The 12,437-nt window shown below is 66.5% G+C and carries 9 protein-coding genes; 6 read left to right on the plus strand and 3 right to left on the minus strand.

What is annotated here, in order from left to right; genetic code table 11:
- On the plus strand, positions 1-1,488 hold a 1,488-nt coding region (locus AC1D34_RS24650), incomplete at its 5' end, for a heme lyase CcmF/NrfE family subunit (protein WP_476825612.1).
- A 4-nt stretch (positions 1,489-1,492) separates the two neighbouring features.
- Positions 1,493-1,963 (plus strand): cytochrome c-type biogenesis protein, encoded by a 471-nt coding sequence (locus tag AC1D34_RS24655; protein WP_441489146.1) that lies wholly within the window; start codon positions 1,493-1,495, stop codon positions 1,961-1,963.
- Between the two features lie 63 nt (positions 1,964-2,026).
- Here the strand turns inward: AC1D34_RS24655 and AC1D34_RS24660 are convergent, their stop codons facing one another.
- Positions 2,027-2,464, minus strand: coding sequence for a hypothetical protein (locus AC1D34_RS24660; RefSeq protein WP_476825613.1), 438 nt, complete (start codon positions 2,462-2,464; stop codon positions 2,027-2,029).
- A gap of 286 nt (positions 2,465-2,750) precedes the next feature.
- Here AC1D34_RS24660 and AC1D34_RS24665 point away from each other — a divergent pair, with 286 nt between their 5' ends.
- The 4 genes from AC1D34_RS24665 (at position 2,751) to AC1D34_RS24680 (ending at position 9,249) form a co-directional block, all read left to right on the plus strand.
- Entirely contained in the window at positions 2,751-3,956 is a 1,206-nt protein-coding gene (locus tag AC1D34_RS24665) for a S1C family serine protease (RefSeq protein WP_476825614.1), read from the plus strand.
- A 122-nt stretch (positions 3,957-4,078) separates the two neighbouring features.
- Positions 4,079-4,762 carry a response regulator transcription factor gene (locus tag AC1D34_RS24670; RefSeq protein WP_043241143.1) on the plus strand — a complete coding sequence of 228 codons (684 nt, stop codon included), beginning with the start codon at positions 4,079-4,081 and terminating at the stop codon, positions 4,760-4,762.
- A gap of 55 nt (positions 4,763-4,817) precedes the next feature.
- Positions 4,818-6,275, plus strand: coding sequence for a HAMP domain-containing sensor histidine kinase (locus AC1D34_RS24675; RefSeq protein WP_476825616.1), 1,458 nt, complete (start codon positions 4,818-4,820; stop codon positions 6,273-6,275).
- A gap of 16 nt (positions 6,276-6,291) precedes the next feature.
- Positions 6,292-9,249, plus strand: coding sequence for a bifunctional [glutamine synthetase] adenylyltransferase/[glutamine synthetase]-adenylyl-L-tyrosine phosphorylase (locus AC1D34_RS24680; protein WP_441489149.1), 2,958 nt, complete (start codon positions 6,292-6,294; stop codon positions 9,247-9,249).
- A gap of 7 nt (positions 9,250-9,256) precedes the next feature.
- On the opposite strand, the gene AC1D34_RS24685 is transcribed toward AC1D34_RS24680, so the two are convergent.
- Positions 9,257-11,551, minus strand: coding sequence for a PAS domain-containing sensor histidine kinase (locus AC1D34_RS24685; protein WP_441489150.1), 2,295 nt, complete (start codon positions 11,549-11,551; stop codon positions 9,257-9,259).
- Positions 11,552-11,769: 218 nt separating this feature from the next.
- A partial coding sequence (locus AC1D34_RS24690) for an aminopeptidase N C-terminal domain-containing protein (RefSeq protein ID WP_476825615.1) occupies positions 11,770-12,437 on the minus strand: 668 nt, incomplete at its 5' end.

Raw genomic sequence — 12,437 nt, forward strand, 5'->3', positions numbered from 1 at the left:
CTTCAGGATCTCGGCCTCGCGATCCACCCGCCGCTGCTCTATGTCGGCTATGTCGGCTTCTCCATCACCTATGCCTTCGCCGTCGCCGCCTTGATCGACGGGCGCATCGATGCTGTCTGGGCGCGCGCTGTCAGGCCGTGGACGCTGCTGGCCTGGGTCTTCCTGACGCTCGGCATCGCGATGGGATCCTACTGGGCCTATTACGAGCTTGGCTGGGGCGGCTGGTGGTTCTGGGACCCGGTCGAGAATGCCTCGCTGATGCCCTGGCTGGCCGGCACCGCGCTGATTCACTCCACCGTGGTGATGGAGAAGCGCGATGCGCTGAAGGTCTGGACGAKCCTGCTCGCGATCCTGACCTTCTCGCTCTCGCTGCTCGGTACCTTCATCGTTCGCTCCGGCGTCCTGACCTCGGTGCATTCCTTCGCCAGCGATCCCGGGCGCGGCCTCTTCATCCTTGCGATCCTGGTCTTCTTCGTCGGCGGCTCGCTGGCGCTCTTCGCCTGGCGCGCGCCGCTGCTGCGGCAGGGCGGCCTCTTCGCCCCGATCTCGCGGGAGGGCGCGCTGGTCGTGAACAATCTCTTCATCGCGACCGCCTGCGCGACCGTCTTCATCGGTACGCTCTATCCGCTGGTGCTGGAGATGCTGACGGGCGACAAGATTTCCGTCGGCCCCCCGTTCTTCAACGCCACCTTCGTACCCGTGGTCGTGCCTCTGCTGCTGCTGCTGCCGATCGGCCAGACGCTGGCCTGGAAGCGCGGTGATCTGCTTGGTGCGGCGCAGCGCATGTCGGCTGCTCTCGTGCTCGCAATCGTCTCCGGGCTTGCGGTCGTTGCGGTCATGCGTGGCGGCCCCGTCCTGGCGCCGCTTGGTATCGGGCTTGGCGTCTTCCTCATCGCAGGTGCGGCCTGGGATATCGGCGAGCGCGTGGTGCGGCGGGCGAGCGGCGCCTCGGCGATGCTGTCGCGCGCAATCGGCCTGCCGCGTTCGGCCTGGGGTACGGCCTTCGCCCATGCCGGCGTCGGCCTCAGCGTGATCGGTATCGCGGCTGCCGCATGGAGCGCGGAGGGGATCGGCGTGCTGAAGCCGGGCGAGAGCCTGACCAGCGGCCGCTATACCGTGGTCCTGGAGACGGTCACGCCGCGCAAGGGCCCCAACTTTACCGAGGATGTGGCGCGCTTCCGCGTTTCTGCCGGCGACAGACAGCTGAAACCCGTCGAGGCGATGAAGCGGGTCTATACCGCCCGCGCCATGCCGACGACGGAGGCCGGCATTCGGACCGACGGCCTCAGCCAGGTCTATGTCAGCCTTGGCGAGCCGCAGGGCGGCGGAATCGCGGTCAGGGTCTATGACAAGCCGCTCATCCTGCTGATCTGGATCGGTGCCGTCGTCATGGCTTTCGGCGGAGCGTTGTCGCTGACCGACCGGCGCTTCCGTCTCGCCGTGCCGCGGCGTGCCGCGACGCGCGCCGTCATCCAGCCGGCGGAGTGAACGCATGCGTCGCGTCCTTGCCTTGCTGATGCTCGGCCTGCTCTGCGCCAGCCCGGTCAGGGCGGTGCAGCCGGACGAGGTCCTGCCGAACGCCACGCTCGAGCAGCGGGCGCGCCAGATTTCCGGCGGCCTGCGCTGCCTCGTCTGCCAGAACCAGTCGATCGACGATTCCGACGCGCCACTTGCCCGCGACCTGCGCATCCTCGTGCGCGAGCGGCTGGTGGCCGGAGATACGGATGAGGCCGTGCGCGATTTCGTCGTCGCACGTTACGGCAATTTCGTCCTGCTCAGTCCTCCCCTCAATATCCGCACCATTGCGCTGTGGGTCGCGCCGTTCCTGATCCTTGCCTTCGGCCTTGCCTATCTCGGCCGGAGAAGCCGGCTGATGCGGACGTCGGCCGGGCAGCAGACGAAACCCCTGAGCGACGACGAACAGGCACGGGTTGACGCGCTGATCAGGCGGGACGGCAACTAAAGCATCGGCCCGAAGGGCGGATTACACTCTTCGGGAAATCCGCCGCAAACACCGACGCTCAGGTCAGATGGAGATGCCGCACTGACTCTGCATCTCGCCCGTTATGGCAGGGCCCAGGTTGGCGCTCCAATCCACAAAGCCGGTACGGATCGGCGATGGCCTGAACGTCGCGTGCTCGGCGAAGACCCGGGCAAAGCAGGCCACCTTGTCTCCTGAATATCCGCGCTGAGCCGCGATCTTCGTGCCCGCAAGGTAGGCTCCGCCCTGGGTTTGGGGCCCCGCATAGGTGTTGCGGCCTGCGATGCGGGCGGGCTTGCGGGCCGCGAGATCGGCCAGCCGGTCGACGCCGCAGCGGCGGCGGAGCTCGGCATTGTAGGCCGGTGTCGAGGGAGCAAACCAACCTCGGTTTCCGCTGGCTTTCTCGACCACGACGGCATGCCGTGCAAACACCTGCGCGTAGCATTCCGCGTTCGCGTAGCCGCGCTTCTGGGCGAGCCGCAAACCGGTTTGGTAGGCCGTGATGGTTTGCGAGGAGCGGCACTGCTGCCCAGTGCGAGGGCGGCAATCGCCGCGAATGTGAGAACGCGCATCGTCAAGGCCAGTCCGGCAAAGTCATCGTCCCCCATGAGACAGGAGCGCCGTCTCAATCGTCAAGCGCACTGGGGGGCGCCGTCCGCTCAACCTTACAAAAACGTCATCTCGGCGCGAAAACGGGGTAAGGCGCCACCCGTCATGGTCACGACACCAAGCAGGGAATGCCCCTGCCGTCAGTCGCAGAGGTAAAACCATGACGACCCCTACCACTTYCAAGTCCATCCTCAAGCGCGGCGCCTTGATCGCCGGTGCGGCCACGCTGGGCATCGGTCTTGCCGCTGGTCTCGCGGATGGCGCTCTCATGCAGAATCACAGCGCCTTTGCCCAGCCGATCCAGCTCTCCGGCGTCCAGACCCAGCTCCCGTCCTTTGCGGACATGGTCGATCACGTGAAGCCGGCTGTCGTTTCCGTTCGCGTCAAGACCAGCGTCGCTGCCGCCTCCGCCGAGGATGGCGAGAGCGGCATCGAAGGTCTGCCGCCCGGCCACCCGCTCGAGCGCTTCCTCCGCCGTTTCGGTGAAGAGGGTCAGGGCCAGGGCCAGGGCCCGCGTCAGGGCAAGCCGCAGCCGCGTCAGGGCATGTCGCAGGGTTCGGGCTTCTTCGTCAGCCAGGACGGCTATGTCGTGACCAATAACCACGTCGTTCAGAACGCGACCGAGGTCCAGCTCGTCACCGATTCCGGCAAGACGCTTGCGGCCAAGGTCATCGGCACCGATCCGCGGACCGATATCGCCTTGCTGAAGGTCACCGAGGAGGGCAACTACCCCTTCGTCCAGCTCGCCAAGACGAAGCCGCGCATCGGCGACTGGGTGCTGGCTGTCGGCAACCCCTTCGGCCTCGGCGGCACCGTGACCGCGGGCATCGTCTCGGCCCAGGGGCGCGACATCGGCTCTGGTCCCTATGACGACTTCCTGCAGATCGATGCGGCCGTGAACCGCGGCAACTCGGGTGGCCCGACCTTCAACCAGAAGGGTGAGGTCGTCGGCGTGAACACCGCGATCTACTCGCCGTCGGGCGGCAATGTCGGCATCGCCTTTGCCGTTCCCGCTGCCACGGTCGACAGCGTCGTCGCCTCGCTGAAGAAGGATGGCTCCGTGGCCCGTGGCTTCATCGGCGTCCAGATCCAGCCGGTCACCGCCGAAGTCGCCGATGCGATCGGCCTCAAGGAGCCGCATGGCGCCCTGATCGCCGAGGCGCAGGCCAATGGTCCCGCCGCCAAGGCAGGCATCAAGCGTGGTGACACGATCATCGCCGTCAATGGCGACAAGGTCGCCGACGCCCGCGATCTCTCCAAGAAGATCGCGGTCTTCGCACCGGGTACCAAGACGACCCTGACCGTGTGGCGCGACGGCAAGGAGCGCGAGGTCAGCTTCGAGGTCGGCCGTCAGCCGGCCGCCTAAACAAGGTTGGGCAGGCTTCCTGGCCTTCAGTCGCCCCTGCCAGGTAAACCAGCCTTAACGCGGCAGGCCGGATGTATTCATCCGGCCTGCCGTTTTTCAGTTTCCTGAGGTAACCTGCCGTCATGCGACTCCTTATCGTTGAAGACGACGCCGAAGCGGCGGCCTATCTCGTCAAGGCCTTTCGCGAGGCTGGGCATGTTGCCGATCATGCCGCCGACGGCCTGCAGGGCTATGCGATGGCGGAGGGGGGCGGCTATGACGTTCTGGTGGTCGATCGCATGCTGCCGCGCCTCGATGGCCTGTCGCTGATCCGTTCGCTCAGGGAGCAGAACGATGCGACGCCGGCGCTGATCCTGTCGGCGCTCGCGCAGGTCGATGACCGCGTCAAGGGCTTGCGTGCCGGCGGCGACGACTATCTGCCGAAACCTTATGCCTTCTCCGAGCTGCTGGCGCGCGTCGAGGTGCTGTCGCGGCGGCGTGCGGCGCCGGCCTCGGAGCCGACGACCTATCGCGTCGGCGATCTCGTGCTCGACCGGCTGGCCCACCGGGTCACGCGCGGCGACAGCGAGATACCGCTGCAGCCACGCGAATTCCGCCTGCTCGAGTATTTGATGAAGCATGCCGGGCAGGTCGTGACGCGCACGATGCTGCTCGAAAATGTCTGGGACTATCATTTCGATCCGCAGACCAACGTCATCGACGTGCATGTCTCGCGGTTGCGTTCGAAGGTCGACAAGGGCTTCGAGCATCCGATGATCCACACCATTCGCGGCGCGGGATACATGGTTCGTGACACGACCCGCTGACATCGTCTCGCCGGGCTCCGGTGCGTCTCAGGCTCCGAAGAGGAAGCAGCGCTTCCTGCCGAACCTGTTCCGCACCACCGCCTTCAAGCTGACCGCGATTTATCTCGTCATCTTCGCGCTCTTCGCCGGGTTTGTGCTCGGCTATGTCGCCTGGAATGCCAAGCGGCTGCTGGATGACCAGATCCGATCGACGATCGACGCCGAGATCCAGGGGCTCGCCGAGCAGCAGCGCCTGGGTGGCATCAGGCGCCTCGTCAATATCATCGAGCGGCGCTCGCGCGCGCCGGGCGCTTCGCTTTATCTCGTGACGACGCCGGTCGGCGAGCGTCTGGCCGGAAATGTCGAGGCACTGCAGCCGGGCGCTCTCGACCTGCCGGGTGAGAGCGAGATCGAATATTCCCGCAGCAGCGACGCGCTCGACTCGCCGAGCCGCGCCATCGTCCGGGTCTTCGTGCTTCCGGCCGGCTTCAGGCTGCTCGTCGGCCGGGATCTCGAGGAACGGGACCGGCTGGGCGTGGTGATCCGGCGGGCGGCCGGCTGGTCGCTTCTGCTCGTCTTCGTGCTGGGCTGCTTCGCGAGCTGGTTTGTGGCGCGGCGCGTGCTCAAGCGCATCGACGACATGACCGATACCGCCCAGACCATCATGGCGGGGGATCTCAAGGGACGGCTCGCGATCTCCGGTACCGGCGACGAGCTGGATCGGCTGGCGCTCAATCTCAATGCCATGCTCGACCGGATCGGCGAGTTGATGTCTGGCATGCAGGAGGTCTCCGACAATATCGCGCATGATCTCAAGACGCCGCTGACACGTCTGCGCAATCGGGCCGAGGAGGCGCTCCGGACCGCCCAGTCGCCGGACGAACTCCGCGGCGCACTGGATGCCTCCATCGACGAGGCCGACAATCTGATCCGCGTCTTCAATGCGCTGCTGATGATCGCGCGGCTGGAAACGGGGCGGATCAATGACAGCATGGCCGAATTGGATCTCTCGGAGGTCGTTTCGGGGCTCGCCGAGCTCTACGAACCCTTGGCGGAAGAGGCGGGTCTTGAGATCGTCACCGAGGTTACGCCTGACCTGCGCGTATTGGGCAATCGCGAGCTGATCGGACAGGCGCTCGCCAACCTGATCGACAATGCCCTGAAATATGGCAAGCCGACCGGGGAGGCCGCCCCCATCGTGCGCGTTGCCGCCGGGGTGGTCGGGCAACAGATCGAGCTCTCCGTGACCGATAATGGGCCAGGTATTCCCGAGGCCGACCGCGGTCGCGTTCTCGAGCGCTTCGTCAGGCTGGATCAGAGCCGCAGCAAGCCCGGCTTCGGGCTCGGCCTCTCGCTCGCGGCCGGCGTCGTCCGGCTCCATGGCGGCCAGATCAGGCTCGAGGACAATGCGCCGGGCCTGCGCGTTGTCATGCTGTTGCCGGAAGCTCCGCCCAAGCCTGTGGAAACAGCCGGGGAAGGAGCGTTTCCCGCCTCGACAGCGCAGGCGAACCCTGCTGGCCTCCAGTCGGCTTGATCGGCGGGGTTATGCAATGGACGGGCAGCTTTGCGAGAGAGTTTCGAGCGCGCCCGTCCTGCCGGCGCGGGCCAAGGCCGATGCGCTCATCGCGCATGACCTGATCGATCGCCTGCGGGACGAGAAGGCCGCCCAGGCTCTCGCCGCCCATTTCGCGGACTATCCGCGTTCGACCGAACTCGTCGCTGGTCTGCTGGCGCATTCGCCTTTTCTCGCGCAGGTCATGCGGCTTGATCCCGAAGGGCTGCTCGCCTCCCTGACCTTGCAGCCGGAAGCGCGGCGGGACGCCCTGCTCGGTGATATCCAAGCTCTGGGTGCCGCCGCCGAATGCGAGACCGGCGAACTGATGCGGGGCTTGCGGCGCTTTCGCCAGGCCATGGCGCTGCTCGTGGCGCTCGCCGATATCGGCGGCCTCTGGGATGTCGAGACGGTGACGGCCGCCTTGACCGCGACCGCCGACATGGCGGTGCGGCTGGCGGTTGCGCATGCATTGCGGCAGGCGGCCGACCTCGGGCGGATTACCCTGGCCGATCCAGCCAATCCAGGCCCGGGCTCAGGCCTCGTCGTGCTCGCGCTGGGCAAGCACGGCGCCGGCGAGCTGAATTACTCCTCCGACATCGATATCGTCGTCTTCTTCGATCCCGAAGCGGCCGAGGCCGCGGGCGTCGCCGAGCCGTCGAGCTTCTTCGTCAAGCTGACGCAACAGGTCGCCCGGATCATCCAGGAGCGGACCCCGGACGGTTACGTCTTCCGCGTCGATCTCAGGCTGCGGCCCGATCCCGGCTCGACGCATGTCGCCGTCGCGCTGCCGACCGCCTATTCCTACTATGAGACCGTCGGTCAGAACTGGGAACGGGCGGCGATGATCAAGGCGCGCCCCGTGGCGGGCGACCTCGAACTCGGCCACCGCTTCATCCGCGATCTCGCCCCCTTCATCTGGCGCAAATATTTCGACTTCGCCGCGATCGCCGACATCCATGCGATGAAGCGCCAGATTCAGACGGTGAAGGGCCACGAGACCGTTGCGGTCGCCGGCCATAACGTGAAGCTCGGGCGCGGCGGCATCCGCGAGATCGAGTTCTTCGTGCAGACACAGCAGCTCGTCTTCGGCGGCAGGCGTCCGGCTTTGCGCGGTGCGCGGACCCTCGACATGCTGGCCGAACTGACCCGCGAAGGCTGGATCACGCCCCAGGCGCGCGACGAGCTCGGCGAATCCTATCGCTTCCTGCGCACGATCGAGCACCGGCTGCAGATGCGCAATGACGAGCAGACGCAGACGCTGCCGACGCAGAAGGCCGATCTCGAGGCCTTTGCCCGTTTCTGCGGCTATCCCTCGACGGCCGCTTTCGGCAAGGCGCTGACGGCTCATGCCAAGCGCGTCGAAGGCCATTATGGGCTGCTGTTCGAAGAAGGTCCGAGCCTGGCGAGCGAGGCAGGCACATTGAGCTTCACCGGCACCGAGCTTGATCCCGATACGTTGGAAACGCTGGGCAAGCTCGGCTTTCGCGCCCCAAAAACCGTGGCGGAGACCGTGCGYGGTTGGCATTTCGGCCGCCGTGCTGCCGTCACCAGTGCGCGCGCCCGTGAGGTGTTGACCGAGCTGACGCCGGCGCTGCTCGTGGCGCTGGGCCGCACGGCCGATCCCGATGGTGCACTCGCCCATCTCGACAACGCCTTCGTTCGGATGCCGGCGGCTGTCGAACTGCTGACCCTGCTGCGTTCGCACGGCTCGCTCTTGACGATCTTCGCCGAGATTCTTGGCAGCGCCCCCCGCCTGGCCAAGGTCGCCGCCCTGCACCCGCATGTGCTCGACGGAGTCATCGACCCGGCCTTCACCTCATCCGTGCTCGATGGCGAGGCGGTCGCGCGGCGCATTCGCGCCGCTGTCGGGACGCCGCCGCCCAGCGTGGAGGACGGGCTCGATCGACTGCGCGACGCGGCCCGGCAGGAGAACTTCCTCGTCGGGGCGCGGCTGCTTTCGGGCGTCTATGCCGCCCAACAGGCCGGTCAGGCCTATTGCGCGGTGGCCGATGCCTGCCTGTGCGTCGCCTTCGACGACACCAAGACGGCTTTCGCAGAAGACCATGGCGTGGTCGAGGGGGCGGAGACGGTGGTCCTCGGGCTCGGCCGGCTCGGGGCGGGCGAGCTGACGCCGTCCTCCGATCTCGACCTGATCCTGCTCTATGACCGGCCGGCTGCATCTGAGGCCAGCACCGGGCGCAAATCGCTCGATCCGGTGACCTGGCATATCCGGTTCACGCAGCGCCTCGTTGCGGCCCTGACGGTGCCGACGCGGCGTGGCACGCTCTACCAGGTCGACATGCGGCTGCGGCCCTCCGGCAACAAGAGCCCGGCCGCAACCCAGTTCGCCGGCTTCGAGGCCTATCACGGCGGCGAAGCCGAGATCTGGGAGGAGATGGCGCTGACGCGTGCCCGCGTCATCACCGGCGATGCTGGGCTTGCGCGCCGCACTGAAGCGGCGATCGCGGCCATCCTGGGCCGCAGGCGCGAGCCGGCCAAAGTCGCTGCGGCGGTTGCCGATATGCGGGCGCTGATCGCCAGGGAGAAGGGTGAAAGCGATCCATGGGATCTCAAGCTTGCTGCGGGTGGGCTGACGGATCTGGATTTCCTGGCGCAGTTCCTGATCCTGGCTCACGCCAGCGCTCATCCCGGGCTTCTGGCACGCGATACCGCGTCGGTCTTCGTCGCTGCGCGCGAAGCCGGGCTGCTGGCCCAACCGCATGCCTCGGTTCTCGTGGAGGCGCACCGTCTGATTGGCGACGTGCAGCTCTGGCAGCGCTTCACCGTTGAGGAGGCCTTCGATCCGAAGGCGGTGCCGGAGCGTGTGCTGCGCCGGATCGCGACGGCCGTTGGCCGGCCGGATGCCAAGGTGCTGCGCGCAGAACTGGACGAAACGCGGAGCGCCGTGCGCGGAATCTTCAAGCGGGTGCTGGGCGCAGCCCGTCAGGGCTGAGGGAGCCTTACGCAGCCTGGGCGTTGATCCGCCCGGCGCCCCCGTTCAGGGGCAGATGCACCATCACGATCGTGCCGGCGCCGCTGGTCGAGCGCAGGCGCAGCGAGCCGCCATGGAGCTCCGTCAGGGACCGGGCGATGGCGAGACCGAGGCCGGAGCCGCCATGGCTGCGGATGAGCTCGCCCTCGACCTGCTCGAAGGGCCGGCCGATACGGTCGATCTTCTCCTTCGGGATGCCGATGCCGGTATCCTCGACATAGATGTTGAGCGCGTCCGGCACCTGCCGCGTGCGGATGGCGACGCGCCCGCCGGTGGGGGTGAACTTGATCGCGTTGTCGAGCAGGTTCTGGAGAATCTGGTAGAGCGCATGCGGATCGGCGACGAGGTGCAGGTTCTTGGCCCCCTCGACGGTCAGGGTGAGGTCCTTGCGCGCGATCTGGTCCTGGGCCTCATGCACTGCCTCGGCCACGACGAGGTCGACCGCGACATCGGAGGCTTCCAGCCGGCGCTTGCCGGATTCCAGCCGCGACATGTCGAGGATGTCGTTGATCACGCTGAGCAGATAGCCGCCGCTGGTGCGGATGTCGCGGACATACTCGACATAGCGTTCGCTGCCGAGGGCACCGAACATCCCGTTCTCCATGATCTCGGAGAAGCCGATGATGGCGTTGAGCGGCGTGCGCAGCTCGTGGCTCATATTCGCCAGGAATTCCGACTTGGCGCGGTTGGCGGTTTCGGCGGCAGCCTTCTGCTCTAGATAGCGCTCGGCGAGATCGGCGAGTTGCTGAGCCTGCGCCTCGAGCTTCTGGCGTGAGGCCTTGAGATTGGTGACATGCATCAGGAGTTCATGCTCGGACTGGGTGAGCCGCTCTTCCTGCTGCTTCAGCGTGGTGATGTCGGTGCCGACCGAAACCGAGCCGCCATCCTTCGTGCGGCGTCCGTTGATCTGGAGCCAGCGGCCATCGGAGAGGCGCGCCTCGTAGGAGGTGCCGTTCTCGCGGGAGTGGCGGGTCGGCTCGCGGTCGATATTGGGCTGGGCGCTGAGGCTCATCACCTCTTCGTGGCTGACGCCCCGGTGGACGGCTTCGGCGGAAAGCTGGTGCAACTGCTGGTATTTGGCGTTGCAGAGCACGAGACGATTATCCGCGTCCCAGAGCACGAAGGCTTCCGAGATGGCCTCGACGGCATCGCGCAGGCGGGCATCGGCTGTCGCGGTTTGCTCGGCCATGCGGCGTTGCTCGGAGATGTCGACTGCGATGCCGACGAGGTGCTGCGAATGGGTGCGCCGGTCGGTGACCAGCTCGGCGCGGGCCTTGAGCCAGACCCAGCCGCCATTGACGTCGCGAACCCGGAATTCCTGGTCGAGATGGTCGGCCTCGCCGCGGCTGATCGCGTCGGCGAGCGCGTAGAGATCGACATCGGCCGGATGGATGAAGGCATTGACTTCGCCAAAGGACATGAAGTCGCCGGCGCGGTCATAGCCGAGCATCGCATACATCGAGTCCGACCAGTAGATGCGGCCGCGCGCGAGGTCCCAGTCCCAGAGGCCGCAATGGCCGCGGTTGAGCGCGGTATCGATACGTTCGCGCACGCAGTCGCAGTCCTCGTCGGCGGCGCGGGCGCGCTTCGACTGCATCAGGAAGGCGACGGTAAGGGCAGAAAGGACCAGCGCGGCCGAGCCGAACAGGATGGTGAGCGCGCGACTGCGCTCATTCCAGAGCGACAGCACCCGCGACGCGGGTTGCAAGACCGCAACCTGGCCGAGCGGGGCGGCGAGGTTGCGGACGGTCGCGAAGGTCTCAAGGCCGCCTGGGAGGACGATCTTCATGACGCCGGCCCGGTCGCCGAACACGGTCAGCGGCTGGGTCTGGCCAAGGAAATCGACCAGCGTGCGCCGGGCCTGTCCAATCACCGGCTCGCTGGCGATGACCTGACCGCTGGCATCGCTGACATGGACGAGGCGGCCATGTGAGGACAGGTGCTTGGTCGCAAGTGCGGCAAGAACAGTTGCAGGTGCCGCATCGATCTTTGTCGCGATGTCGAGTTCTCGCGCGATCAGTGACGCAACGAGGTCGAGATCAGATATCGCATCCGACAATGCATCGTCACGCATCGCGGAGGTCTGGATATAGGCGCCGGCACCGAACAGGACAAAAAAGCCGAGGACGAGGGCAGGAATGACTTTGCGAAAGGTCGGCTCAGCCTTCTCAAACCGCTGGTAGAGCGGATGAGTCAGCGATCTTGCGACACCCAGAATCGTGCCTGCGCGCGTTGCCGCGCAGGTCGCGTTCGCACGCGCCATGCCCGTTCCCCCTTCGGATAACAGTACCGTCAGTAAGATCGGGAGACGTGCCGCATCCCCTCGAATCACCGCCAGTTGAATCCGACCGAATCGGTTTGTCTAGCTTTGAGTTGAATCAGGGGCTCAGAATTCGCCCTATGGTTGTAGTAATTCATAGAATGAATCTTGTGCGGGTAATAAATCGTTAACGAACTGGACAGGCGGTGCGCGCCCRCCTCTCAGGCGAGTGCGCGCTCTGCGATATCGGCGACGTCCCGCGACAGATTGGGGGTGCGCGACACCATGGTGAGGGCCGCCTGAGCGAGGCCGCGACGGCCCGGCTCCAGCGTGCGCCAGGTCTTGAAGGAACCGAGCAGGCGCGAGGCGATCTGGGGATTGGTCCGATCGAGCGCGATCACGATATCCGCCACGAAATCATAGCCGGCGCCATCGGGTCGGTTGAACTGCGTCAGGTTGGCGGCAAACCCGCCGATGAGCGAGCGGACGCGGTTCGGGTTGCCGAGCGAGAAGGTCGGGTGCCGCATCAGGTCCTTGACGCGGCCGAGCGTGCCGGGCTCGGCGATCAGAGCCTGCGCCATCAGCCATTTGTCGAGCACGAGCGGCTCAGCCGCATAGCGCTCTGCGAAGCGCCGGATCAGGGCTTCGCGAGCCTCCCCCGGGATCAGCGTCATGGCGGCGAGTGCCGCAAGCCGGTCGGTCAGGTTGTCGGCGGCGCCGAACTGGGTGTCTGCGAGGCGCGCGCTGGTCTCGGGGGCGCCGATGGCGAGCAGTCCCAGCGCTTCGTTGCGCAGCGCCCTTCGCCCGGCTGCCGTGGCATCCGGCGAATAGAGGCTCTTATCGTCAAGCGCGTCGCGCAGGCTCGAAAGCCTGTCGGCCAGTGTCTTGC

It is taken from the genome of Allobosea sp. P1_A7 (assembly GCF_056406775.1).